Source organism: Gimesia algae, from assembly GCF_007746795.1.
GTDB classification, from domain to species: Bacteria; Planctomycetota; Planctomycetia; order Planctomycetales; family Planctomycetaceae; genus Gimesia; species Gimesia algae.
The window spans coordinates 1,286,489-1,312,638 of sequence record NZ_CP036343.1 but is presented as its reverse complement, the minus strand read 5'-3'; the positions used below and the strand labels follow the sequence as shown (position 1 = coordinate 1,312,638).

The window sequence follows — 26,150 nt, the reverse complement described above, 5'->3', positions numbered from 1 at the left end:
AGCTGAGACAATTAATAATGGCAGACAGCTCAGGCCTGTTCTGATTTTTCTTCTGTCTTGGGTTCAGAGCTGGGAACTTCAAACTTGGGAGCCGTGAATTCATCAGATCGTTCAGAGGGTGTGGGACGTGGTGTTTCAGGCTGTGAATGTGAATAGGATGCCTGATTCACATCGTCTTCAATGCCACTGACGCCCTTTTTGAATTCGACAATTCCTTTACCCAGGCTGCGTGCGACTTCTGGTAAACGCTTACCAAACAGCAGCAGAGCGATGATGCCGACAATGATCATTTCATAGCCGCCGGGCATGCCCAGAAAAGCAGGGACAGGTGTGATGTGTGTGATTGTCTGTAACATTTTAGTACCTCTTTTTATGACTAAGGTGTAGAGGGCTGATCAACCGATGCTGGTTCCCTCTGAGCCTGGTATCCTGTGGATGAGAGCAAAACGGTTCAAACCGGGCGACAGATTAGCCTGGTGGTTTATCCTGTTTCGAGTCCTGCGACGGAATACGGGATGAATCCTCCTCGTCATCGGCACCCTCTTGTGAGCCCTTTTTAAATTCGACGATACTTCTTCCCAGTGAATTCATCACTCCGGGTAATCGCTTACCAAACAGGAGCAGAATGATCCCTAAGATGATGGTGATTTCAAGCCAGCCTGGAAAGCCAAACATACTGTGAGTCCCGTTAACTTCTATGAATCAGTCGAGTAGACGATTACATTACAATGGAGTAATTCAGGTTCGTTCGGTGAAATGGTAACAGAAGAAGACTTCACCGAAAATGAACACCAGCGTAAATGGGATGTTTCAATCAGGTATGCACTGTCAGGTATGCTCTGCTGGTGTAAAGGAAAAGACCAGTCGGGAGGTTGTCATTCCTGTATGATGGCACCTGCGAAAACAGTTCTCGGAGGAGATCCCATGGATGGATATCCACTCGGTTTGCCCGCAGGAGTCGCAGGAGGATTGAGCGGTAAGTAATTAAATCATAACCTCGCAAACGCGGCTGTCAACAGAATTTAACGTTCCAATTCGGGTGAATTCCGATTCTGCCCGACAATGATACCTGTAAAAGTGATTTGTGGCGGGACTAAAACCTGAGAGAGGTCCGAAACTTCACTTTTGACTTAAACGCTTACAGCATCTAGAGATGTTTTCTGTAATAACAGTAGCATTTCCAGCCATTGGACCTGTTGCGCAAAGGCATTCAGTTCCGGATCACCCGTGGTTTCACACTCCTGACAGCAATCGACAAAGGCATTTAGCAGCCAGCGTTTATTTGGGACTAATCTCTCTTTCCAGGAAGCGACATGAGAGAGCGCTGCATACCGTTCAAACAGTGGTTCAACTGCTGCGGGCAGCTCATCGTGTAACGGATGGTAGCCGACGACCCTGCTCCAGTACTTTGCATTCGAATAGTCGGGTTCGCGGCGGTGCATGATATGATGCCAGTAGTCGCCCGCCTGGTGTCTTCCCTGGTTTTGAACGGATTGTGAGTATTCATGGCTTTCGTCGAGATAATCGTGCAGGCAGAGCAAGCCGGCTTTGAGCGCCGTTGCGTCTGCAGCAGATTTGATGGAGAGCAGGTCCTGCTGGGGATCATAACCGCGTAACAGGTCCAGCAGCCATTTTCTGTCTGATCCGGGCAGTTAGGGTGCTAATGCCGGGAGAGTGCTGGGAAAATTGCTTTCCAGTGTGAGAGGATTTTCTGTTTCAATCAGTTGAAAGGGGGCTTTTTGTTTTGCCAGTAGAATCAATGTCTGCCAGATCGGTTCCGGAGAGCCCGGTAGATTGTTCAGGCTGAGAAAGTCTGTTTTACGAATCAGGATGCCGGCATGAGAAAGTGGATTCATCGCTGAAGCGGCCGCCAGTGGAGGCAGTGTCTGATATGCCTGAATCATCTGCTCAGAACCAGAGAATGGCAGCAGACAGACCCCTTTGCGAAACTGACTCGGATCGAAGTTCTGTAGCTGGTCCAGGTCAGCCTGACTCAACCGAGGGGCATCGACAAAACCGAGATAGTCTTCTGTTGCACTTTCAAAGAGAGAAACCAGTTCTGTCCGCGACAGGGAGGCAGGTGAAGTCTGTTCGAGTTGCCCCGGGCGGATCGTTGTATTGTCGGTCGGCCAGTTCAATTGATCGGTAGTCTGGTGAGGCAGATATAGTTTTACGGTCGCAGTCATGAGAGTCTAACTTCTGAGTATGAGGCGATACTGGCACGATCGGGAAATCAGGAACACTTCGCTATTCCGCTAATAGGAAATGATATGCGAATTTTTAGTGTTACCTGTGTTTCAGGCTAAATTAACGGATTTCCCGCGAGACCGAAAGTCATGCTCCCGGATTGAAACGATTCCGTTTTTAATCTGCCCGAAAACAGAGGATCTGACCATTCTCCAGAGCGACGACAATACTGCCATCGGCGTTGATCGCCGTGCCCCCCTTCACTGCCAATGCGGGCAAGGCATGCGACCAGAGATCGGTTCCCTGCGCGATGTCGATGGCCGTCAGAAAAGGGGCCTCCGGCTGCTCATCAGGGTGGCCGGCGGTCAGCAGCACTTTCGGAGATACAATAAAGCTGGTAAACCGACGCTGCTGCTGATCTTCCCAGATGTTCTTGCGTTTGAATGCCTGGCCTGTGCGTCGGGCCCGCATGCTCAACCAGCGAGCGACCTCTTTTTTCTCTTTGGGAGCTCCCGGGGGTAATGCTTCTTTCAGAGTGAGATTCGTAAATACACTTCCCTCATAACTGGCATCGTGCACCAGTTCCCGGCGGTCCGCCAGTGTATGTTCGATCGAGAGGTATTTTCCGTATTCCGGATAGTAAGGATAGAACGCGGTCCGGTACTGCGATTGTACTTCAGTGCGGGGCGTATTCAGACATTTTAACGTCTGCAGGTCATAACGGGCAATTTCATAGACGCCTCCTGCCAGAAAGCAGAGTTCCCCTTCATCGATATACAGGCTGCCCTGCAGGCTGATTCCACTGTTGACGGTGGGTGATAAGACGCCGGAGGTATTGTTTTCCTGTTTGAGTTTGCCTGTGACAGGATCCAGGGCAACCAGGTGCGTGCCATCGAAGTGAGCAATTCCGGCAGCGGCATAGAGCGTATCGTTATGGATGACGACGCCTCCGGCGACAGGCCAGGTTGAGATCAGCTTCCCATAAACGGGGATCCAGCGTTGTTCCGGTGCGACGCGAAATGACCACAGGGGCTGCCCCGTCTTCGCGGCAAACGCGTAGACTCGACCATCGGCAGAACCTGCATACACGCGGTCATTGCTGACTGTGGGAGGATAATAGATTGCACCTCCCGTAAATTGTTTCCAGATTAGTTTTCCCTGCATGTCATAGGCATAGATCACACCACTCCGATCAGCGACAAAGATCCTGTTTGCTGCAATCACAGGAGCCGTCAGCAGCGCCAATCTGGTGACCTGGGTTGACCAGGCAGCATGGTTTTTTTTCGGAATGGGGATTTCGGTTGACGAAGACTGATATTGATCTCCACGAAATGCAGGCCAGGCTGTGGAATGATCGGGCAGCGGTTCGACTGATTCGAGCTGATTTGAAGAGATGGTTCGACGCGGCGGAATCTTTTGTGCGGAAGCCGTAGAATTTTTCTCGGGTCCCAGGCAGATGTGACCGTAAAGGGACAGTTCACAGCCGCACATCCAGGGGCCCCAGTAAAGCAGGCCGTTGGAAACGATGACGCCGTCCTGACAGGGAGGCCGCATGGGCGCGATATGTTGTGCGGTATCGGTGGCTGTTTCCAGTCGGACGGTACCGCCGCGTGTACGAAAGAAAATACTGTCGACGCTGCCGGTGGCGCGCGTGCAGGCACGCCGTGTGGGTAAAGACGCCAGCTTTTCTCCGGTGGCGTAATCCAGTTTCATTCCCGTCTCTTTAGGACCGGCTGCATAAATGCCATCATTACGTAAAACTAATTGCAGGTTCCCATGTTCTTTTTCCCACAACATGTAGCCATCCGCGGCGGATGCGGAAACGAGATGCAGGCGTTGTGGTCCCGCGAAGAACAGATACTCATCGCTGCATTTCAGATAGGTCGTGGTGGCGTAGCCGGTGACATAATGCTGGGCTTTCTGATTGGAGCCGATGGACGCCAGTAATTTTTTGTCACTGTTTTTCCAGAGCTGTTTTCCTGTTTCGGTGTTGAGGCATCCCAGGAATTTGTCCGGGCAGTAATAAAAGAGGCGATTGTTTTTCATACAGACGCCACGGCTGTCGATATAATCTTTTTCCTGGAAATGCCAGAGAACTTTCTGGTCTGCCAGACTGATTGCCACAAACGTCCGCCCAAATCCAAAGGCCTGCTTGGGGTCGGAATAGTCATGCCCTTTCCACATACCCCAAGGCCAGTGCCCCAGTCCCCGCCGCGCTGATTTTTGCGTATCGACTTTGATTTCTTCGTTGCCAATCAGGGCATAAAGAACTCCGTCCTGCATGCCCATCCATTTCCAGACAGGGCCATCCGCCAGTTTTTTGTCGATTTTGATTTCGTTGCGAATTTCCCCGGTTTCACTGTCAATGATCTTGCAGGACTCGTTGTCTGCCATATACAACGCGTCGTCGGTGCCGATCATGGTATTGCGGTGAATCATGAAGCCTGCGGGCAACGGACGCTTCCAGAGGATCGTGCCATTAAAGGCGTTAATACACATCAGGGTATTCAGGATGGCATTCTGGTTTTGTTTATGCGCGATATGTCCAAACGCCTTGAAGACTTTGCCTCCTGCAGCGACGGAAACTTCCGGCATGGGCGAAAACTTGGGATCGGCCAGAAACTGGGTCCGGTAGGGAGCGCGTGCATTCTGGTCGGTCGACTGGGGATTGTTATCCGGGCGATGATAGGGATGGTTCCAGTAATCATTTCCGGCTGGAATCGGTTTTTTCAATTCTGAGCCGGCGCGGTAAGCGATCCCTTCAGGGCGTAAAACCCGCAGCAGTTCTGTTTGAGATACCAGTTGCTCTGCCGTTGGTTCGACAAAGATGACGTCAGCCAGATTACTGGCCAGCGCGAGCGACTGAATCGGGCCGTGTTCCACAAAAATTCGGTTGCCCAGAAAACCTTTTTTTTCGGCCAGCTGTCTGACCTTGTTAACTTCAGAAAGCGAGTCTGACTGGAAAAAAATCTGGAACTCTGAATTTTGAAGCACTTCATTTAAAAACGGCGCCTGCTTGTCTGCGGGCAGCCCCAGGACCACGCAAATGCCTGAGGAAGCTGGCAACCTGGATAGACAGGCTGCTGCTGTCTTTGAAATATCCCGCTTCGATTCTGCCTTTTCCGCAGCAGGCAGACTTGCTCCAAGTACGATCCAGATCGACGTGACTGTGAAAAACCAATGGTATTTCAGATGCGGCATGCTCATCCTCCGTGGCGTGATGAAAAAGAATCGGAGACGTTCGCCGTATCATGATGTCAGGTTTGAAATTATATTTCAAAGGTTATTTATGTGTCGAAGCATAATTTCCGGTCTCTGCCCGGACTGTCTTAGGGGGACTGCGGCTGACAGAGAGGACGGAATCTGTTCTTTGATGCCCAAGGTACTGTACGGACTGTGTACGGATGGGGGTTTCTACGAGTGAAATCCGGATGATATTGAGAAAAATCGTATTATCGGCTGGTTAAAATTAAAAATCTGTGAACAATAGGTACTGATTTATCGACCCCGCACTTTGACCGAGACTCCAGAATTGAGTTCGGAGCACGTGCTGGTACCTGTTTGAGTGATGACAAGGGGACCTGTTTGAAGCTCAAACTCAATAATTCGACTGGTGATAAATTCTCATCACTGGCGGTATTCTTGTATGAACCATATCTTACCTGATTATTATGTAAGTGAGGCAACATGGTTTTATCTTTCCCTGTTGCTCTCTCTGGCGGTCTTTTTCCGATTTGACCGGATACTATCGCTGCGCAATCTGGATCTGGTACTGCTGCTTTCCATCTCACCGGGATTGCTGTTTTTAAGTGACAGACCGGTATTGGGAAACATCTGGCTGTTCGCAGGCACGGGGCTGTTCGTCATTCGCATGTGTGTCGACTGTTTCTTTCAGAGACGGCCCCGGGGAGAGCAGAATCTCAACAGTTTTGGGATGGCGTTTCTCTGTATCTCGATCTTTGCCTTTTTTATCGTGCGCGTCTTTACGGAAAATCCTGCGCCGGAAACGATCCAGACCGTCCAACAGGCAGACAGACTACTGAGTATGCAGGATGTGAGCGCGGCCCAGCAAAAAACACATCCCGAGGCTGGTCCCACAGCCCGACTGCTGGCTGCGCCCGTCGTTCCTCTCTCGAATGCAGTGGTCCAGGGTTCTAATCCTGTGACGAGTGCCAGTCCTCCCCTGGATCATTCCACGCTGGCAGCGCGGATCATGGCGATCCTGGCACATGCATTTGTGATCGTGGGGCTGATCATCATGGGGAAAGTTCATTTTGCGGATACACAGGTCGGGCTGGCGATGGCGCTGTTGTACCTCCTGCTGCCCTGTACCGCCTATGATGTCAGTAAGGCGAACCATGTCTTACCGGCGGCATTGCTGGTCTGGGCGTTTGTAACATATAAACAACCGATTCTTTCGGGTATCTTTATGGGTCTGGCCTGTGGGGCGATGTTTTTTCCAGTCTTTCTTTTACCGTTGTGGGCCAGTTATTACCGGAAGAACGGCCTGAAACGTTTTGTACTCTCAGGTAGTGTGGTAGGCGTTGTGCTGGTGGGAAGCCTGATGTTGACTTCGGTCGACCGGTTTTCATTTACCCAGCAAACCATTGGTTCCATCGACTGGTCAGTGATCAAATTTCAGGGAGGTCAGCAGATCCCCGGTTTCTGGAGTGCGTATGATTCGGCCTATCGGATCCCTGTGTTTGTGGTTTTTGTACTCCTGATCGTCTGTCTGACGATCTGGCCCCGCCGAAAAAATCTGGGCCACTTAATGTCTCATACAACGGCGATCATCATTGCCACCCTGCTCTGGTATCCGCAACAGGGAAGCGTCTATCTGCTCTGGTATCTGCCAATGCTGTTGATGGTTGTCTTCAGGCCCCGCCTGTTGCATACCACACAAAGTACCGACGTGGATCGCAATCAGCAGACCAATGAAAAGCCGGTTTCCCGTTTCCAGGATTCGGGGAGCATCGTCAGGCATACATCACAGTAGTGTCTTATCAGACCTGAAATGGCACGTTGGTCGAAAAGATCCGCACGCTCGTTGCGTGCTCGCCTGACATTGACCACCTGTCAATACAGGCTTGATGGACCCGTAGTCGTGCTGGCCAGTTTCAGGGTTGCTGAGAGAGTTCCTGGTCCTGATTGGCTGCCGATGTCGGTCTTTCCTCCTGCTTGCTCGCAAGGAGGGGCGCTTCATTGTCAGGAAAATCAAAATTAGTTTTCGTGTTGACGATAAACATGGGACGGGCTCTGACCTGGTCATAAATACGCGTGACATATTCACCCAGGATGCCAATTCCCAAGGCGTTGAGGGCACCGAAAGATGAAGCGGTAATGGTGACAGAAGCCCAGCCAGGGATTGCCAGTCCGGTAAACAGCTTGTGATAAAGAACAAAGCCGACGACCAGCGTACATACAACAGCGGAAAGAGCTGCGATCAGGTAAAAAATGGTCAAAGGCAGGAACGAGAAGGAAAAGATTGCGGTTTTGGCCAACCGACAAAGATGAATGAACGAAACACGTGGCGTATTATCATAACGTGCTAATCGTTCCACGGTGACACCGGTTTGCCGAAATCCCACCCAGGAACGTAAGCCTGGAAAATAGCGATCACGGTCGATCAGTCTGGCAATCTGAATGGCGACTTTGCGGTCGATCAATCCGAAATTTCCGGCATCTCTGGGGATGTGCGAATTCGCGATCAGATTTAATGTTTTGTGAAATGTAGAAAAAGCCCAGCGTTTCAGTACATTTTCTTTGCGTTCGGTGCGAATGGCATAGACCACATCAAAGCCGGCCTGCCAGGCTTCCACAAAGTCAATAATGGCGGTCGGGCTGTCCTGCATATCCGAATCCATAATGACGATCGCATCACCAGTCGAATGTAATAAACCGGCCTGTACGGCGGCCTGGTGCCCGAAATTTTTGGCAAAATGCAGGACCTTAATCCGGGAATTCAGTTCCGCCAGATCGTTCAGAATCGGGCCACTTTGATCTGTAGAACCATCGTTGACAAAGATGATCTCGTAGCAGCAGCCAAGGGACTGAAGAGATTCTTCTACTGACTGTAGCAACTGAGGTAATACATTCTGCTCGTTAAAAACAGGTAGAACTACCGAGATCAGAAGCTCGTTGATTGCTTTTCTTTCGGTGGAGTCACTTTGTGGGACTGACTGATTCATTTGACTAATACCCCTATCAGTGAAAGTCCAAAAGGGACCCCTGTCGCATGGATCAGTTTGCGTTCGACTCCGGCACAGGACAAGAGACAACGATTTAAGACCGAGGGAATACGTGTAAAGCGAGGCGTATCATCCTGCTCTCGTTTCAATACCCGCTCGGCTCCCCTGCTGAGGATGGCGGCGGGCAGTGTAAACGAATTCCAGTGAGTCACCCATTTGACCTTGAGGCCAGCCTCTTTCGCGTTTTGACGAAAATGTTTTTTCGTATAACGGCAGTAATGCCCCAGTTTTCGATCCCAGTTGGAAAACAGAACGGGATATGCGGGAACGGTAATAATGATACCTCCATCATCCGCCAGTCCTTCAGCCGCATTTTTCAGTAACTGAACCGGGTCCTGCATATGTTCCATCACATCAAGCAAGATGACCGCTTTGGCAGAAGCAGGAGTTACGGGCCAGGGCTGGCTCAGCTCATGCACGGAGAGATTGTTTAGCCCACGGGAACGACCATAATCGACAGAGTCCTGCATCAGATCAAAGCCGGTTACTTCATAGCCCATTCGATTGAACTCAAGTAGATTTCGAGCGGAACCAATCCCCCCTTCAATAATTAATCCGGGAGGCGCGAATTCATTGGTCAGGATTTCCGTCACCAGCTTCCGCTTGGCGACATGCCACCAATAATGATCTTCCAGCTCAATTAATTCAGTAAGATGTCCCGGGTCCACAATGATTGATCTTTATCTTAAATGGCGATGGAATTAAATGGCCGAATGACTGAGAAAATGAGCAGAACAGGCATGCAAAGGCTCAGGATACCAGTGCAATCAGGACAACTCTTCAGGATTATCGCTGAAATGGTAGAAATTGATTGAATTGAAACATATTTATTTTACCTGTATTGCTTATTCTGTCTATAGTGTGTGGTTGAGTTTGAGATTTATTACATTCAATGTGTAAATGTGTGGAGTAAAAAGAGTGGAGATTCAGGCAGCCAAACGGGTTACAGTCTATACATGGATCGCAGTCATCGTCTTTACTCTATTTTTGATGTTGTGTGTACCATTGTTTATAAGAATGCCTTTGGCAACCGATGTTGTGCTGTATGACCTGCAGGCACAGACTGCCTTGAGTGGCGGCACCCTGTATCAGGATGTGTTTGAAACCAATCTACCAGGAATTGTCTGGCTTCATATGCTGGTAAGGCCTTTAGTGGGAATGAGTTCGGATGCGTTGCGAGTAGTAGACTTACTCATTCTCGGTGGCAGTATATTGCTTCTCATGTTCTGGAATTGCAGGAATCAGTTTTCAATCACCGCCATGCTCTGGATGGGTATCACGCTGTTTGCGTTCTATTTTTCACTTACAGAATGGTGTCACTTCCAGCGCGATACGTTAATCCTGTTTCCTGCTCTGGTGGCACTCTGGTTACGTCGCAAGCAGACTGATCGAATACTGGAAGCTGAGTCTCTCTCACATAAGACTTCAGTACTGGTTGTCTGGGGCTGGGGGTTTCTGGAAGGCCTGTGCTGGGCAACGGCGTTCTGGATCAAGCCCTTTGTCGCCGTACCCGCATTGTGTGTCTGGATTGGATCTCTGTTCTTAATCAGACAGCCACGCAAAATGCTAATTGATTTTTCTGGCTTATTACTGGGGGGATTGACCCTGGGAGCGATTGGTATTACCTGGTTATGGCAGACAGGTGCCTGGCCCTGGTTTTATGAAACGTTTACCGAATGGAATCCAGAGTATGTGGCAGCGCGAAAGGCGGGTTGGAACCCACTACGGTTTGCGCAGTTTCTGTTCCGGTTTTATCCCTGGTGTCTGCTGCATCTGATTGCCGTTCCTCTCTCATTCTCAACGGTCTGGCAATGCTGGAAAATACATAAACAAAGCAAATCAACATTGGAAACGGGGCAACGAGATACGCTGCTGTTATCGTTGATGTACCTGGGGTGGCTGTTTCAGTCATACGCATTTCAGCATCTGTTTGATTATGTGCATCCCCCCTCTCACCTGCTGGCGATAGCCGTGATTGGCGTTTATCTGGGAAGTCGAGCTCAGGCGCAGTCTCTGAATCTGGCCTGGAAAATGGGGGTTTTCTTATTCACCGTTATGGCTGTACTATCGTTTCCCAATTTTAAACCGGAACGAATTCAACTCTGGCCAACCTGTGTCTTGAATCAAAGTAATCTGCAGCTCAAATCGGAGCTGGCCTTAATGGTTCAGGTCGACTGGGATGATCTGGCCGCTGTCAAAGCATTTCTGGAAAAACAGAATTTAAAAGATCGTGAGTTGCATTGCTACAACAGTACTCTGGTTTACCTGTATCCCGAGCTTGCAGTTGAACCTGCGACCCGATATGTATTTTTTGATTCGATCCTGATATTCTGTCCGAAACATCGTCGGGAACTCATGGAGTCAGTCAAAACCAGCCCGCAGAAATTGATTGTCACCGATTTGCTGGAGAGCGGATTTGACCGTAAAACGGCTTTGGCAAAATCACCGAATTCAAATCAGTTAACGCCCCCTGCTTATCCGGTGAGTCTCAAAGGCGCTTATCCCTGGTCTCAGCCAGTCGTCTTTCGGGCAGGACGATATCTGGTACATCAGGTACAACGGCCCTTAGGTCGTTTTCCCGCCAGCGGATATATTCCCACAGAGGAGCAGGTAAGAGAAATTGCCCGACAGCAGAAGTGACAGAAAGCGCAGACTGGCTCTGCTTCCGCATCCGAGAAATGAGAGAGCATTTTGAAGAATCAGTAATAAATTACGTTATCTGTTTACTGCGTGGCTTTCGAAACGCACTCAGCAACTGGACCAGCAGCAACATAAGCGTCGTCAGGGAAATGAGCCGCCCGATTTGAAAACCGGGTGGCATGAAAGACAGCTCAACCTGATGTTTGCCTGCAGGGAGAGGAATCGCTCGCAATGAGTAATCAGCGGGCAGGACAGGTAGTTCCTGGTTGTCGATTCGCGCGGTCCAGCCCGGGTAATAGATATCTGAGACGACCAGATAACCGGGCGCAGTCAGGCTGGCCTCGATAGTCAATTGATTCGGAGTTACGTTACTGATGTGAGCAGCGGTAAAAGTCTGCCGGTCACCTCGCGGCAGTACATCCTGCTGCAACAGCACCTCATTGCGTGGCTGGACTTTAGAAATCGCCGCCACAATTTTCTGACTCGGTTGATTCGGGTCGAATTGAGACACGCTTCCCGTGATATAGGCTCTGGGGAGTGGGTTCAGGTTTTCCAGTATCAGGTAAGGTAACTGCTGAGTCTGCGTATTTCTCATGACGAATTCCTCAGGCAGCATGCCTCGTTCGATGGCTTTCCAGCCCTCGATTTCCGGCTCCTGATCTGTCTGCAGGATGACGTATTTAATACTCATCAGATCCAGGAGCGGCTTTCTGGCGATTAAGAGATCTGGTGATTCGAAGCCCGCCATCATCGGAGCGGCATCCGGTTGCGGAAAAGCAGCAGCGGCCAGCAATCCGAGTCGCACGAGAGGAACAGGTTCATACCCCTGGATTTTCATGATTTGATGCTGCCAGGCTTCACGATCGCTGAGCAGCCTCTGGTTCACAAGCACGCGGTGCTGGCCCAGATTCTTTTTGAGAAACGTAATCAGTTTTGTTTCGCCTCTGAACGAGTTCTGCGGGACTGTCTGCAGGATCTGATGCGAATGAGCACAGAGTTCCCATGTGCAAATCAGACCGAGAAACAACGTACCTGCGATGGCAGTCTTTCGAGTAAAGCTGGCTAGGAAAAGTGATATAAAACCAGCGGAGATGGCGGTAAACAGCCAGGCCAGCTGGATTCTAAAAGTCTGTTCTGTGCCCATGTTGAATGCGATGATGCCGTTTGAACGCACGAACTGATAACCCATTCCCAGCAGAGCAACAGCAAAAAAGACTCCGATTATAAGGCGATATATTTTCTTGCGTTCACTCTCGGACAATCGGATCAGGGTTTCACATCCGAAGCCGGCCAACAGGGCGACTGCCAGTGAACAGATCCAGAGCAGACGGGCCGGCAGTCGAAACATGGAGAATCCGGGGATCAGTTGATAGCAGAGCGTATAAAATGGTAGATGGGGACCAAAGGCGAGCAGCAAGGCCGCCAGGCAGAAGAGAGTGAGCCGAATCACATTACGATTGCGACAGAAAATACATGCCCCCCACAAAGCCAGCAGGAGTGGCAGGCACCCGAACGAACAGACGGCTTCCCAGTAAAAGAACCCGGTACCGTAGTACTGATCCGGGCCTCCCCAGACAAAGGGATCGATTAACTGCAGTAGGCTGTATAGGTTCAGGCTCCCCTTATATAAGGCAGCCATATCAATACCACTGGCGCGAACCGCCTGCTTGGTATAGATAAAAACGGGGATTAGATCGATAGCGACCAGCCCTGTCACAAACAGGCTGACTAAAATCCAGTTTTTGAATCTGGTACCGGGAGTATTTGTTGTTGATTGACTGCCAGGGAGATCTGCTGCCGGTTCCTGCGGATCGGGCGGTACCTGGCGTTTCTGCAGCATGAGATCCACCAGGCATTCAATCGTCAGTGCGCCGCTCAGGAACAACAACAGATAATACAGTTCCTGTACATGGCCACAGAAAAAGGAGAGCGAGATCAGAATTGCCAGGAGAGGAACTGCTTTTCTGCTGCCTTCCCGCAGAAGTTGATAGCCATACAGGATCCACGGGAACCAGGCGATCTGTGTGATTGAAGTGAAATGACCTTCTCCCGTTTTTGCCACAAAATAGGGAGCGGCAAGAAAGACGATTCCGGACAGGAGCGCGCTGAAAAAACTCAGCTGATATTTACGTCCCAGTAGATAGGCACCCAGGCCGGCCCACCAGTGATGCAACACCATTGACCAGCTGATGGCCGTCACTGCATTCACAAAAAAGAAGAGCCAGTTACCAGGATAGAACAGAGACGACTGCGGAGTTCCCAGCCAGGGCATGCCGAGCAGAGAGTACGGGTTCCAGTAGGGGAGCTGCTGAAACTGCTCCCAACAGATTTTCTGATAACTTTTGAAGGCAATGAACTGACTGGTAGTGTCGTTATAGCCGTGATTCTGGATCCCGACCAGTACATCATCCGGATGACTCAACAGGGTTTGGAAACAGACTCCTGTCACTACCAGCAGGACCAAAGCTGCAATCAGATTTTGAAACAGTCCGGATTTCATGCGTTACGTTTCATTTCAGCCAGATGTGGAGAAATCATCAGAAAGACAAGGGCGTTGTAAAGAATCCGATACATCGCAGGACAAAACGATTGCGAACAGAAACAGTTTCCTCAACGGGAAGGTCGATTCGGGAAAAAAGTTCAGTATGCGAGCGTCTGTCGCTGTTAACTATCAGCAGCGCATTTAAGAGCACAGATCATGCCAACCAGTTCAGGGCATGGAATAAATTGCCGGGCTCCAGCTCCGATGCAAATCAACGGGTGCCTGGCTGCCACTTTCTTCAGTGGTCTTATCAGTCACGGTTGGGGGGCTGCAGTCCATGTGGTTCTGTGATTTTTTCGTACATTTCGGGACGTCGATCCGCCAGGCGGTGAATCACATGCTTGTCGGGGACACGGTCGACCCGTTTATTGCGGGCCCGGGCCGGATCAATGGTCGCGTAGAGAATTTCCGGATCGGTTCCTGTGGATGTGGCGATGGTTTCGCCTGCTGTACCTGTAATACGGCTCTTGCCAATAAACTCAAAACCACGTTCCGATCCGATGCGGTTGATGGCGCAGTAGTAGATGCCGTTTTCCATTGATCGTGTATTGATGGCATGTTCGGCAACGTGTTCCGCGCCGGAAGGCCAGTTCGTCGGCAGGATGATCAGATCGGCACCCTGGATCGTCATGATACGCGAGGATTCCGGAAAGGCACTGTCGTAACAGATATTGAGTCCAATATTCGCTTCGGGGTGTGAATGCACTGTGAAATCGCGGTCGCCGGGTAACGCGAAGCGGTCGACTCCCAGGTAGGGCAAATGAATTTTGCGATAGCTGCCCAGGACCCCCTGTGGCGTAATCAGGACTGCCGCGTTATAGATGCCCTGCTCTGCCTGCTCCAGCATCCCGATGACGACGGAATGATTCAGTTCTCGACAGACTTCCTGCAGTCTGTCAGTCGTGGGACCCGGAATTGATTCTGCATAAGGCAAGGCTTCTTCGAGGCTGGCAAAACAGTAACCGGTCAGCGCACATTCAGGAAATACGGTAAGGCTGGCGCCTGCAGCAGCGGTCTCTTTGATTTTCTCGATGATACGGCTGAGATTTCCCTCTTTGTCCATGAGAGATACATCCATTTGCACGCCGGCGATTTTCATTGAGTGCGGTCCTCAGACTGTGTCCAGTTTTACTGTAACGTCTCCCGGGCTATTTGAGCCGAGTATAACAGATTGAGAGACGCTATGGTTAAATGTGATGTGCTCTAGACTGTGTCCAGTTTTACTGTAGCGTCTCCAGGGCCATTTGGGCCGAGTATAATAGATTGAGAGACGCTATGGTTAAATGTGACGTGCTCTAGAATTCTGAATGATTGAATATCCCATTCCAGGCAGAATACTGATTATAGGAGCCTGCGCCTCATGTTTCCATTGTATTTGTTAAGTGTGAAACTGGATCAGAGGCGTTCTGTCGTTCTGAAGGGAGACGCCTGTTTGACCGGGGCGTCAATATTTTCAATTGGAGCAGTCTGTTGAGGTGGAATGAGCACACCTGAATCGACAAGGGAAATATAGGTCATCGTCAACAGAATCGCGTAGGCGACTGCGTTACCAAACAGGCCTTTCCCGAACCATTTGAGCGCGCTGCCTGAAGATTTCTTCAGTCGAATAGTCACTCCTTTACGTTCTACGCTGTAGACTTCATCCAGAACCAGGTGTGACAGAAAGCCCAGTGAAATTCCGCCGGCCATCAGAAATTTGACGGTGTAAGAATCACTAAAATAGGCCAGAAAGACTGTTTCCCCAGCAATGATCAGCGCCGGGATGCTGTGGAACATGCCACGATGTACGGCGAATTTACTGAGGATGGAGGCAGCACCGTAGCGCACAGCGGCATAGGTGACGACTGCCATCAGGATGGCGTTGTCTGGATCGGCCCCTTTGTGAATCATACAGCGCATGGCAACGAAGGAAGCGACTGCCGCGGTCAGGGAAAACAGCTCTTTGATGGGACGGCCTGTTTCGGAATCCAGGTCAGGCAGCATGCCACCGACCCAGGTCAGTACGCCGGCCAGAATACCCTGTGTGGGTGTGAATCCCATGAACAGACTGGCGATGGTACCGTAGCCGATTCCCAGAAAGCCACTGACGCTGATATGTTCCGTGTAACCGGCCATCGTATCCTTCCCTGAATGTTACGGTATGATTCCGGAATGTATGAAGCTAAGTCCTTGCAGGAGCAATCGTAGCAAACTTGGGGGGAATCGATCAATGGGAGTTCAAATCACTGGTTTTGAGGGGGAATCGACTGCTGGAACCTGATCTGGTTCAGGTTGTTCATCTGCGGATGATCTGGTGAGATCGTGTAAAATTGACGATGCGTATTTATCTTCTCTGTTGATACAGAACTCATCTGGCCCTATCGGATGATCAATATTCGACCGAGAGATCGCATTCTCTGTTTAACAGGATGTAATTTGATGGTCTGTTTTTTCAGCTTCCGTTATGGTGGACTATTTTGTGGAGTGGCACGGTTGCGTCAAGGGCATCTGAACAAAATCGGGTGGCGATACTTGTTGACAGGGGGACGACCTGGTGCGAATCCGGGGCGGTTTTGGGGTGAAGGCCTGCGAAGTGCGGCGACCCGCAGACATACATTGGTAACTGGTGCGGTTTCAGGCAGTGGAAATCTGGAAAAAACCGGGTTAATTGTAGTGCAGAGTCGGAACAAGTGGAGCGTGTTTCAGTGCACTGTAAACTGGCCACGCGCGCGACTCAATTTAGCGTTTATCATGTTTCGCGGCGCAGCGGCGTCAAGTCGAATATTTTCAGTCCATGCTGCTGGATTACGAAGTTGGATTCATCACTGGCTGAAACGCTCCCAAACGACAAACAGTACGATATTCGGACACGTTTCTAAACAGAACAGCGACGGAGCGGACTGTTTTTTATTGAGCGATGATCTTCAGAACTTCGTCTTTCAACGCCGCATTCACTGCCAGGCCATTTCCAGTGTAGATGGACGGGTTCCCGTCGAAGTCGATCCAGTGTCCTCCGGCTTCTTCCAGGATGGGGAGCAGAGCGGCTGCATCCCAGGGGCTGAGGGTAGGGTCGACCATGACTTCGGCGCGACCGGTGGCGACCAGCATATGACCGTAACAGTCTCCCCAGCCGCGGGCGAGGTAGGAGTTACGACAGAGGTATTCGTACGACTTCTGTTTGCCAATCGTTTCCCAGCGGGTCATGGTGGTGGTACAGAAGACTGCTTCGGAGAGTTGAGATTTATCAGATACTCTGGCGCGACGTGGTTCCTGGTCACGAATTTTCCACCAGGCGCCTTCTCCTTTGATGGCGTAAACCACTTCGTTCAACGCAGGGAATCGACAGACGCCGAGAACGAGTTTCCCATTTTCTTCCAGGCCCATAAGTGTTCCAAACAAGGGGACTCCCTGCGTGTAAGGCTTGGTGCCATCAATGGGGTCGAGAATCCATTTGAACTCGTTTGTCCCTTCAACAGGAGGCAGTTCTTCACCCATGATGCTGTCCTCAGGAAACGCCAGGGTGATTTCTTCTCGCAGTATTTCTTCTGCGCCTCGGTCGGCGATCGTCACGGGAGAGTCATCGGATTTTCGATCGACCTTCAGTTCGGGAGACTGGTAATGCAGCATGATCAGCTCGCTGGCTTTTTCAGACGCCGCTAAGGCCAGTTCCAGACGTGCTTTTAATTCGAATTTCTCAGAATGTGTATTCATGGTTTTGTTTCAAATATTTCTTGAGTGTTTATGATTATCGATCGATTGAGAATTTTAGTTCCCCTGGTATTCGGTCTATTCATCTTCGAGACGGTAGAGGTGCTCTCCTGCTTTTCTGACAAGTAGAATCCCTTCCTCTTCCCGGTTCGCAAATGATTCGATATCGATCGTGTCAGGATCTCTGTAGCCGAGATTGATTTTCTCACACAGTTCCGGAGGAATCTGCGATGCCAGCGTGACACGAACTCGCGGACGTTCAATCCCGTTTTCGAATGTACCTGTACCCCGCACGTGAGTCGAATGTGCCAGAATCCCCCAGGGGAAGTCTTTAAACTGGTCCCATTGCTTGGTGAAATAGTCTCTGACATGATAGCCGACCTGTTCAATCAGCTTGCCATGTGTGATTGAAATTCCTTTCATGTGGGGAGCATAAATAATAAGCTCTCCGTCATCGGCGACTACCGGTTCCAGCTTGTACATGCATTTTCCAGCGACCCAGAGTTCATCGTACATCAAAGGTGCACAAGACAAAACCTGTTTGAATGGTTTCGGCATGCGTTTGATATGAATCTGGCCTGAAAGATCAGCCGCGGATTCCCAGGCTACTTCAGGAGAACCGTAAAACAGGCCATATAATGAGCTGTCTGGTGCCACGACAAAGGTGATACAACGTTTTTCGTTCGGAATCATCGCAGCAGACAGATTCACCACATCACGTACCGGGGTCTGTTTGACGCCGATAATTCCGACATTGGTGATTAATGCACCCAGCCAGTGGAAGAAGTTCAAAAGATCCGGACCAGAAATACCGGGGAAAAAGTACTTGCTGCCACCGGAAAAGCCCACGACTTCGTGAGGAAAGACGGGGCCCATAATCTGCAGGATATCATAGTCTTTGATACGAGCATTGATGGTGACCGGGACTTCCATTTCCAGGAGTCCTGCTGAGATTAAAGAAGTCTGCTCTTTCGTGAGAGTCCCGATTTGTGTAAGCTTGTCAGGTTGGTCCCATTCATGGTTGTAAAGTCCTACATCCCTGTATTCCGACTGCCTGGCTGCCTCGGAGATACCCAACAGGCGGCAAATGTCTTTTTCAGGCATGGGAGGATGCGTCCCAAGAGCAACGAGGACGTCAATCCGTTTTGCTACCGGACTGAGAATTCGATGGAAGGTCGAAAACAACAGGGGTAACGGAGCCGTGCGGGTCGCATCGGGCACGATCAGCAGAATACTCTTGTTTCGATAGTCTTCAACAGGCAGGTTGGATTCAAACCACTGAATGACTTCCTGCTCGGTAAGAGTTTGATGGAGATTTTCCATAGTCGCATATTGCTTTCAGAAAAGCCCAGATCTCATGCTTGCAGTTCTGAGCCGGACTGATGGTGAAAACAGATACTATAAATTATTTTTCAAAAAAGTGAATCGACTCAGCAGGCTTTGGGAGTCGTATATCACACTTTTTATGGCTGGACCAGTCTCAAGGGACCGAACTTGGCAGACTCTTTGAGATAACGGAATGTTCACATTCTTTTTTCGTGGAAGTCAAAAATTCGGAAGAAAACCCGCCATAAGACTGGTCAAAAGCAACGGTGATCTAGTAACCTCGTAAGATGCGCTCTGAATAGAGTTTGAGGGTTATCAGGCCCGATTCTTCAACAGGCTTTATTGAGAGCATGCGATTAAAATGTTTGTGTTCCGACCGATACTAGCGTTGGTCCAGGTTCAATTCAGGACTGACTTATGAAAATATCTGGAAGTGTCTCAATAATGCGAAACGCGTTTTGGGATCAGGCAGGAGGCCGTCCATGACGTTGGCAGAATTGTTGGAAAATCAATTTCGTGCCGATATCCGATTCCGTGGTGCAGCGTATATTGAAGCGGAACGGGTCGAACTGACCCGGATTACCGCCGATCATATTTTTGCTGTGGTCCGGGATGGTGTCGAGTACCAGACGCAACTGTCGCGCGATGATGGAAACCTGAAAACTTATTGCACTTGTGATCAGTTTCAGAAGTTCAATGTCTGCAAGCATCTGTGGGCCGCTATCTTGGCCGTGGATGAAGCGGGTTATCTCGCTGGTGCGGTCAAACCCGGCTACATTCCGCCGTTTATCATCGAAAGTGCCCCTCTCTCCTTTGATGAGGATGCGGATGATTTCGAATTTTCGATGCCCGATGAATTTGAAATGGGTGGCGGACGTTCCCGGAAAACGAAATCGGGTTCAGGTAGCAGCAGTCAGTCGACCGCTGTTTCATCAAAACCGCGTTTGCGTGACTGGGAAGCGCGACTGGTCGAGCTTAAAAATGAGTTTGCTTTGACTCCCGTTCTCTCGAAAACCACACAACAGGAACGAGAGATCTTTTATGAAATCGACATTGAGGAAAGTCTGGAATCCGGGCAACTGGTGGTTCAGACATCTCAACGTCAGCGACGTGCGAATGGGCAATGGGGCAAGTTAAAACCTCTCAAGCTGAAGGCGGGTCAGCTCCAGGAAGTCGAACACGAAGACGATCGACGAATTCTGGCTTACCTGTCCGGCGGGACGCCTGAACGGACCAACTGGCGGGCGCAACAGACGGAAACTCAGGTCGCTGCGTTTCGTTATCGCATTCCGTATGAACTGTGTGAACTGATCCTGCCATTGATGTGTGGTACGGGTCATGTACGCTATCTGGACCGTCAGCCCGACGATGTTGATTCCCTGAAATGGAATGGCGAGCAAACCTGGGAATTCTGCATGGGAGTAGAGCGAGACCGGAAAAAATCCAACTGGAAGCTGCACGGTCATCTGAAACGGGACGATGAGATTCTGCAGATCTCCTCTGCGCGACTCATCGTCGCGGGGGGGCTGGTGCTGACGAATGATAAAATAACACCCCTGGAAGACTATGATGCCTTTCCCTGGATCAAAATGATTCAACTGAATGAAACGATTGAAGTGGAAGATGGCGAGCAGCAGGAACTGGTTGATCGTCTACTGGATATGCCGGTACTTCCACGCCTGGAACTTCCTGAAGAACTGCATCTGGAAGAGGTAACCTGTGATCCCCAGCCGGAACTGCTGATTCATTCGCCGCAGAAAAAACGCTGGCAGCAGGATCGCCTGTATGGTGAAATTCACTTCAACTATCTGGATCATCTGGTATCCGGCTCGAGCACTCAATGGGCGATCGTGGACCGGGGAGAAAAACGCTGTATTCTCAGAAATCGTGAGATGGAATCCAAAGCCTGGACCCTGCTGCAAGACAGCGGTTTTCGCAGACTGCTTGACCGGCGGATTCAAGGGCGGGATGTTGAGATCTCTGCACGCGATCTGGGAGGAGCGGTTCGTGAACTGATCAAAGAAGGTTGGGCGGTTCGCGCCGATGGCAAACAGGTTCATCAGCCTGCCAACATGATGTTTAAAGTGGAATCAGGTATTGACTGGTTTGAACTGCATGCGGACATCGACTTTGAAGGTCAGACGGTGCGGTTCCCCGAGTTGCTGTCTGCGTTGGCACGTGGTGATTCTTCGATTCGACTCGATGATGGGTCTCTGGGAATCCTGCCGGAAGAATGGATTGAACAATACGGAATTCTGGCTGGGATTGCAGTCACTGATGAAGATCATCTGCGGTTTGCACCCAACCAGGTAGCGCTGCTCGATGCTCTGCTCAATTCTCAGGAATATGTAGAGACCGACGCCAAGTTCGATGAAATCCGCGAAAAGATTCACTCCTTCTCAGGAATCTCAATCGATAAAGAGCCCGATGGATTTAAAGGAGACTTGCGTAAATATCAGCTGGAAGGCCTGGGCTGGTTGCAGTTCCTGCAGGACTTCCATTTTGGTGGCTGCCTGGCTGATGACATGGGTTTGGGAAAAACTGTTCAACTCCTGGCGCTGCTTTTACGACGGAAAAGAGCTCGGGACGAGCATCTTCCTTCGCTGGCTGTCGTACCGAAATCGCTCATGTTTAACTGGATACAGGAAGCTGCCAAGTTCACGCCTGAGCTAAAAGTGGTCGAGTATGCTGGCGGTGATCGCAGTAAGCTGATTGAGCAGATAACCGATTATGATCTGGTACTGACGACTTACGGTACGATGCGGCGTGATATTACGCAGATCAAAGACATTCAATTTGATTACGCTGTGCTGGATGAAGCCCAGATGATCAAAAACTCCGGTTCGCAGGTTGCTAAAGCTTCGCGCCTGGTACAGGCCCGCCATCGTCTTGCACTCAGTGGTACTCCTGTTGAAAATCATCTGGGAGATCTCTGGTCGATCTTTGAGTTCCTGAATCCGGGGATGCTGGGACGCAGCTCTGTCTTCAAGGCCTATACCAATGATATCGAGGATAAAAATGCCCGTGTTCTGCTGGGCAACGCATTACGCCCCTTCATTTTGAGAAGGACGAAAGAACAGGTTGCCAACGAGCTGCCTGAAAAAGTCGAGCAGACCCTGTACTGCGATATGGGTAAAGAACAGACCAACCTGTATGACGAGCTGCGACAACACTACCGGGACTCCATTCTGGGAATGGTGGAAACCAAAGGAATGGGTAAGACGAAAATTCATGTGCTTGAGGCGCTGCTTCGTCTGCGACAGGCTGCCTGTCACCCTGCCCTGCTGGATCGTGGCCGGGCTCTGGATGCCTCAGCGAAAATGGATGTTCTGATACCGCATCTGGAAGAGCTGATTGATGAAGGTCATAAAGCACTCGTCTTCTCGCAGTTTACCAGTATGCTGTCGATTGTGCAGGAACACCTGGATCAGAAGAATATTGTCTATGAATATCTGGATGGACAGACGCGGGACCGTAAGGAACGTGTGGAACGGTTCCAGTCTGACAAAGACTGTGGCGTTTTTCTGATCAGTTTGAAAGCGGGAGGTTTGGGGTTGAACCTGACAGCTGCCGACTATGTGTTCATTCTGGATCCGTGGTGGAACCCGGCTGTGGAAACACAGGCGATCGACCGGGCACATCGGGTCGGCCAGACCAAACGCGTGTTTGCCTACAAGCTGATCTGCCGCAATACGGTCGAAGAGAAGATTACCGAGTTGCAGCAGCAGAAGCGGGAACTGGCGGATGCGATCCTGGAAGAAAACCAGAGTGTCCTCAAGAACCTTTCCAGCGACGATCTGGAATTGCTGCTGTCATAAGTGAGAAACAGTTTACAGTCGGTTGTGATTTACTTATCTGAGGTTTTCTTCTCAGCTAACCCACGCGTAAAGGCTTCGTATGCTTCCCGGTATTCTTCGGGGACTGGCAGGCGACGGGGGCCAATACTGTCTGTGTTCTGTTTTCTGGTACTGGTTCGTTCGCGCTGTGCTGCCCGATTCGCGGGTTTGAGGGATTTTAACATTTCTTCAAACTGACGTTTACGGGCCAGTGATGCAGGCGACTGTAATTCCTGCTCGGGAGTCTGCAGCTGTTTCTGTAATCGCTCAGAAAACTGCTGCATCTCTTCTTTGGTCCAGCCCAGTTCTTTGAGCAATTCCTGATTAACCTCTTTACGTTTCAGCTCATCTTTGATTCGCTTCAGGACCAGGTTGGCCGCTTCTTTTCCGTATTCCAGATTAGCGTCTTCCGCCTCAGGCAGTCCAGGTGGGGAAGCGTTGCCGGAATCCTGGTCATCCGCTGCTGCAGACTGGCCTCCCTTGGTCGAGCCACTGCCCTGTGGGTCTCCCGCACGTTGACCGGAACTGGAACCAGCACTTTGCCCTCCTTTTGACTTGGATTGTCCTTTCCCCGGTGAACCGCTTTTATTTCCGCCCGGTTGATTGCCGCTTTTTTTACCAGATTTACTCTCTCCTGATTTGTTCTGGCCCGATTTGTTCTGCCCCGAAGATTTTTCATTGGATTTGCTATTCGAGTCTGGCTTATTCTTAGACTGCTTTGAGTCAGCAGGTTGGTTCTTTGAATTCTGTTCCTGATTGCCTTTCTGTCCGGATGAATCACCTTTCCCCGGTTGCTGGCTTCCCTTCTGTCCCTGGTCATTTTGAGAGCTGTTGCCTTTTTCACCATTCTGTGGTTGTTTTGATTTCTGATCTGTGGGGCGACCTTTGTCTTGAGGAGGTTCATTGGAACCATCAGGCTGATCTGGCTTCTGTTTCGAATCAGGATTAGATGAAGGTTGCTGTTTGCCGGAAGGGGACTGATTCTGGTCTGATTTTTCCGGTTTCCTCATTCCCTGTTTTGGATCTGTTTTCGAAGCATTGTCCGTATTTTCTGACTTCGAATCAGGATGATTCGATTTGGGCTTTTGCGAAGAATCATTTTGGCCAGGACGAGTAGCAGGTTTCTGGTTCGGGTCGCGTTCTACATTTTTATCGGTTTTCCGGGGATCGGCATCGGGATCGTTGTTCGGGGTCGCTTTGCCCTTTGGATCTCCATTTGATTTGCTTTTCATCGCATCATCTGAGGGGGCAGCTGGTTCTTTTTTGCCTTCGGGGACGGGACCAGTCTGCGACGGTTTCTGTTTACCACTGGGATCATTGTCTGGTTTGTCTGCCTGATCCGAAGACTGCGGGTTGGAGTTCTTTTCAGGTGAATCCTGAGGAGTACCTTCAGATCCTTTACCTGTATCAGATGAGGGATTGTTCTTTTCACTTGAGGAGCCGGATGATTTCTGGTCCTGCATCTGAGGATCGTTTTCCGATTTTCCAGGTTCTTGTTTTTCAGAGTCAGGTTTTTGTTTCGGTTCTGAACCGGGTTCTGGTTTCTGGCCTTCTTTTTTCAGTTGTTCCAGAATGCGTTTCATCGCTTCCTGATCGTCAGCGCCATTGCTATCCAGTTCCTGTTTCTCGCCCGATTTCTTTGGCTTCTGGCCAGCGCCTGGTTCTTCTGATTGCTGAGGATCGGTCGATTCGGATTGTTGGGATTTCTTATTGCCTGTCTTTTGATCGTTTTTTTCCTGCTGATTTTCGTCACCGGGTTTGGTTTCCTTCCCGGGCTGTCCCTCTTCTTTTTTGTCTGGATCTGGCTGATCAGACGATTTCTGGTCGGTTTTGTCAGACTTGTTCTCCATCGGCTCTGATTTGTTTTTCTGATCGGAGTCGGGGTTTGGATTTTGAGGAGCGGTTTTCTGTTTTTGTTCCTCCAACTGTTTCTGAGCTTCTTCCTCAGAGACAGGCTCTGTGATTTCAATCTTGATCTTTGGTGTATTCTGGCGATTTCCCGAAGGGTGCTTGTTATCACGGGCTTCGACCCAGAAATAAATCGTCTCACCAGGAGTCAGTCGCAGTGGTCCCAGTTCGAAATCGTGATTCAGTCCGACGCTCTGTTCGGAACCTTCGAAGAGAGTTTTATCCAGAATGCGGACCTGTTGTTTATCGACTCTCAGATTCACATAACGGATCTTGAAGTCCGGGTCTTCTGCGATTACCGAAATGGGGACGATACCGTTGGCAGGCATCGTCAGATCCTGTTTTGGTGTCAGCAAGCTGATTTCAGGGGGCTGGTCCGGCCGGATCATCAACGGATAGACGGTGGGCGACAGCGTGGTCTGCCCTGCTTCATTGCGGCATTTGATCTGATAGAACTTGGGGAATGTTCCATCGGCACGCAGTTTCAGTTTCCAGGAGGCTGTAATTGAATTTTTACTGATCTTTTTTTCGGTTCTGAATTCTTCCAGTAAGGAATTGGAGTCTTCGTCGTCAGAAAAGAGAACTTCAAAAGAAGCAATCGGCATATTCGTCGTGGCATCGACGGTGATTTTTGTCCCTTCCCAGGCATCAATGGCTCCGCCCGGCTGCTCGACCGCTGCCAGTTCCATATATTTTGGGTACTCATAACGGATCGAGTGTACGGTCGCAGAAGGTGGCTGGATGACTTTGACTCGAAACTCTTCTGAAATCGCGTCTCCTGCTTGAACATGGTAGGTTAATTCCTGGCGAATACCCCGTCCGTTAATCCCGACAATCATGCCCTGGTACCGTTTCAGAGTCTCATCCATGGCTCGAAGTTTGACTGGTTCGTCCACACGACCTTCGTCGCTGGATGAGTAAAAGAGAGTTACCGTTTCCGGTACTTCTCCGCGCAGGTCAACAATCACTTCCAGCTGACTTCCTGACAGGACTTCTGTATTACCTGGTGTCACGGAGTTGATCTGGGTCTGAGTCGCAAATTCTCGTTGCGGGGAAAATGAAATGGCCGCTGAAATTGATGGCCAGATTTCCTTTGGTGAGAAGAGTGCATAGAAGCACAACAACGCCACAACAAACAATAATATATAAGAGAGCCGCATGAGCGGACGACGATCGACGGCCTGCTCGGTATCGGTTTGAGAAAGAGTCAGTGCAGCGCGTTTTTCCAGGGAGTTGATGATTTCCGGATTCACAGTGCGATTGGAGTTTTTGAGATCAATCAGGTTGAGCAGAGAACCTTCCATCTCAGCAGACGTCTGCTCCAGGGCTTGCGCCGAATAGAGGTGCGTAACTTTTTTGAAATAGGGTAAAATCAGCTTCCAGACTGCCCAGCCCAGGCAGGCGAGAAATACTCCCGCCAGCATCAGCAGACGTGCGGTATGACCAAACCCTCCTTTAATGATCCAGTGATCAAACAGGACAAATACCAGCAGGTAGCCAAGAAAGATGGCGGTAATCCCCACTGCCGTTGTCAGTAGATCGTTTGCTTTGATATTGGATCCGGTTTTCGAGACCTGATAATCCACATATTCATCAAACTTGGCATACTGGCCTGATCGCTGTTCGGTCGTCTGCTTCGGATTAGATGCCGTTGACATGGAAAGCCTGTGCCTGAATCAGATTTGAAATAGAAAAGAATTCACTCATACCTATTATAGAGTGATCGACGTCGGTGATGGTATGAATGTTCCTGAAAATTTAGTGAGAAACGATTTT

The 26,150-nt window shown here is 50.1% G+C and carries 17 protein-coding genes; 4 read left to right on the top strand and 13 right to left on the bottom strand.

From position 1 onward, the window contains the following. Positions 1-29: 29 nt before the first annotated feature. Positions 30-356, bottom strand: a complete 327-nt coding sequence (locus Pan161_RS04895; RefSeq protein WP_197995699.1) for a Sec-independent protein translocase subunit TatA/TatB — start codon at positions 354-356, stop codon at positions 30-32. Positions 357-468: 112 nt separating this feature from the next. After that, positions 469-675: a Sec-independent protein translocase subunit TatA/TatB gene (locus Pan161_RS04890; protein ID WP_145224566.1), complete on the bottom strand. Its 207-nt coding sequence runs from the start codon at positions 673-675 to the stop codon at positions 469-471. Positions 676-756: 81 nt separating this feature from the next. Here Pan161_RS04890 and Pan161_RS04885 point away from each other — a divergent pair, with 81 nt between their 5' ends. Next, a complete protein-coding gene (locus Pan161_RS04885) occupies positions 757-984 on the top strand; it encodes a hypothetical protein (RefSeq protein ID WP_145224564.1) in 228 nt (75 codons plus the stop codon). Between the two features lie 146 nt (positions 985-1,130). On the opposite strand, the gene Pan161_RS04880 is transcribed toward Pan161_RS04885, so the two are convergent. The 3 genes from Pan161_RS04880 to Pan161_RS04870 form a co-directional block, all read right to left on the bottom strand. Continuing rightward, positions 1,131-1,541, bottom strand: a complete 411-nt coding sequence (locus Pan161_RS04880; RefSeq protein ID WP_145224562.1) for a hypothetical protein — start codon at positions 1,539-1,541, stop codon at positions 1,131-1,133. A 111-nt stretch (positions 1,542-1,652) separates the two neighbouring features. Further along, complete coding sequence (locus Pan161_RS04875) at positions 1,653-2,186, bottom strand: hypothetical protein (RefSeq protein ID WP_145224560.1); 534 nt, start codon at positions 2,184-2,186, stop codon at positions 1,653-1,655. A gap of 178 nt (positions 2,187-2,364) precedes the next feature. Beyond that, on the bottom strand, positions 2,365-5,388 hold the full coding sequence (locus Pan161_RS04870) for a PQQ-binding-like beta-propeller repeat protein (protein WP_197995698.1): 3,024 nt from the start codon (positions 5,386-5,388) through the stop codon (positions 2,365-2,367). Between the two features lie 445 nt (positions 5,389-5,833). Between Pan161_RS04870 and Pan161_RS04865 the strand changes: the two genes are divergently transcribed. After that, positions 5,834-7,183 (top strand): hypothetical protein, encoded by a 1,350-nt coding sequence (locus Pan161_RS04865; RefSeq protein ID WP_145224556.1) that lies wholly within the window; start codon positions 5,834-5,836, stop codon positions 7,181-7,183. 121 nt (positions 7,184-7,304) lie between these two features. On the opposite strand, the gene Pan161_RS04860 is transcribed toward Pan161_RS04865, so the two are convergent. After that, positions 7,305-8,375 carry a glycosyltransferase family 2 protein gene (locus tag Pan161_RS04860; protein ID WP_145224554.1) on the bottom strand — a complete coding sequence of 357 codons (1,071 nt, stop codon included), beginning with the start codon at positions 8,373-8,375 and terminating at the stop codon, positions 7,305-7,307. After that, positions 8,372-9,103, bottom strand: a complete 732-nt coding sequence (locus Pan161_RS04855; RefSeq protein WP_197995697.1) for a class I SAM-dependent methyltransferase — start codon at positions 9,101-9,103, stop codon at positions 8,372-8,374. Before Pan161_RS04855 ends, Pan161_RS04860 begins: the two co-directional genes overlap by 4 nt. A gap of 250 nt (positions 9,104-9,353) precedes the next feature. Between Pan161_RS04855 and Pan161_RS04850 the strand changes: the two genes are divergently transcribed. Next, on the top strand, positions 9,354-11,075 hold the full coding sequence (locus tag Pan161_RS04850; protein WP_145224550.1) for a hypothetical protein: 1,722 nt from the start codon (positions 9,354-9,356) through the stop codon (positions 11,073-11,075). A gap of 70 nt (positions 11,076-11,145) precedes the next feature. On the opposite strand, the gene Pan161_RS04845 is transcribed toward Pan161_RS04850, so the two are convergent. The 5 genes from Pan161_RS04845 to Pan161_RS04825 all read right to left on the bottom strand — a co-directional run bounded on the left by Pan161_RS04845 (position 11,146) and on the right by Pan161_RS04825 (position 18,627). Beyond that, complete coding sequence (locus tag Pan161_RS04845; protein WP_145224548.1) at positions 11,146-13,575, bottom strand: YfhO family protein; 2,430 nt, start codon at positions 13,573-13,575, stop codon at positions 11,146-11,148. A 292-nt stretch (positions 13,576-13,867) separates the two neighbouring features. Beyond that, positions 13,868-14,716: a carbon-nitrogen hydrolase family protein gene (locus Pan161_RS04840; protein WP_145224546.1), complete on the bottom strand. Its 849-nt coding sequence runs from the start codon at positions 14,714-14,716 to the stop codon at positions 13,868-13,870. A gap of 296 nt (positions 14,717-15,012) precedes the next feature. Further along, complete coding sequence (locus Pan161_RS04835) at positions 15,013-15,732, bottom strand: metal-dependent hydrolase (protein ID WP_145224544.1); 720 nt, start codon at positions 15,730-15,732, stop codon at positions 15,013-15,015. Positions 15,733-16,503: 771 nt separating this feature from the next. Then, a complete protein-coding gene (locus Pan161_RS04830) occupies positions 16,504-17,307 on the bottom strand; it encodes an inositol monophosphatase family protein (RefSeq protein ID WP_145224542.1) in 804 nt (267 codons plus the stop codon). 75 nt (positions 17,308-17,382) lie between these two features. Next, positions 17,383-18,627: a lactate racemase domain-containing protein gene (locus Pan161_RS04825; RefSeq protein ID WP_145224540.1), complete on the bottom strand. Its 1,245-nt coding sequence runs from the start codon at positions 18,625-18,627 to the stop codon at positions 17,383-17,385. A 485-nt stretch (positions 18,628-19,112) separates the two neighbouring features. Here Pan161_RS04825 and Pan161_RS04820 point away from each other — a divergent pair, with 485 nt between their 5' ends. Further along, positions 19,113-22,448 (top strand): DEAD/DEAH box helicase, encoded by a 3,336-nt coding sequence (locus tag Pan161_RS04820; protein WP_145224538.1) that lies wholly within the window; start codon positions 19,113-19,115, stop codon positions 22,446-22,448. A 29-nt stretch (positions 22,449-22,477) separates the two neighbouring features. Here the strand turns inward: Pan161_RS04820 and Pan161_RS04815 are convergent, their stop codons facing one another. Continuing rightward, on the bottom strand, positions 22,478-26,032 hold the full coding sequence (locus Pan161_RS04815; RefSeq protein ID WP_145224536.1) for a hypothetical protein: 3,555 nt from the start codon (positions 26,030-26,032) through the stop codon (positions 22,478-22,480). Between the last annotated feature and the right edge of the window lie 118 nt (positions 26,033-26,150).

Bases quoted from the DNA above. Each gene is read 5' to 3' on its own strand.
- Pan161_RS04845 (WP_145224548.1), bottom strand. From the start codon at position 13,575: ATGAAATCCGGACTGTTTCAAAATCTGATTGCAGCTTTGGTCCTGCTG.
- Pan161_RS04865 (WP_145224556.1), top strand. From the start codon at position 5,834: ATGAACCATATCTTACCTGATTATTATGTAAGTGAGGCAACATGGTTT.
- Pan161_RS04870 (WP_197995698.1), bottom strand. From the start codon at position 5,388: ATGCCGCATCTGAAATACCATTGGTTTTTCACAGTCACGTCGATCTGG.
- Pan161_RS04815 (WP_145224536.1), bottom strand. From the start codon at position 26,032: ATGTCAACGGCATCTAATCCGAAGCAGACGACCGAACAGCGATCAGGC.
- Pan161_RS04825 (WP_145224540.1), bottom strand. From the start codon at position 18,627: ATGGAAAATCTCCATCAAACTCTTACCGAGCAGGAAGTCATTCAGTGG.
- Pan161_RS04840 (WP_145224546.1), bottom strand. From the start codon at position 14,716: ATGAAAATCGCCGGCGTGCAAATGGATGTATCTCTCATGGACAAAGAG.
- Pan161_RS04820 (WP_145224538.1), top strand. From the start codon at position 19,113: ATGACGTTGGCAGAATTGTTGGAAAATCAATTTCGTGCCGATATCCGA.
- Pan161_RS04895 (WP_197995699.1), bottom strand. From the start codon at position 356: ATGTTACAGACAATCACACACATCACACCTGTCCCTGCTTTTCTGGGC.
- Pan161_RS04830 (WP_145224542.1), bottom strand. From the start codon at position 17,307: ATGAATACACATTCTGAGAAATTCGAATTAAAAGCACGTCTGGAACTG.
- Pan161_RS04890 (WP_145224566.1), bottom strand. From the start codon at position 675: ATGTTTGGCTTTCCAGGCTGGCTTGAAATCACCATCATCTTAGGGATC.
- Pan161_RS04885 (WP_145224564.1), top strand. From the start codon at position 757: ATGGTAACAGAAGAAGACTTCACCGAAAATGAACACCAGCGTAAATGG.
- Pan161_RS04835 (WP_145224544.1), bottom strand. From the start codon at position 15,732: ATGGCCGGTTACACGGAACATATCAGCGTCAGTGGCTTTCTGGGAATC.
- Pan161_RS04875 (WP_145224560.1), bottom strand. From the start codon at position 2,186: ATGACTGCGACCGTAAAACTATATCTGCCTCACCAGACTACCGATCAA.
- Pan161_RS04860 (WP_145224554.1), bottom strand. From the start codon at position 8,375: ATGAATCAGTCAGTCCCACAAAGTGACTCCACCGAAAGAAAAGCAATC.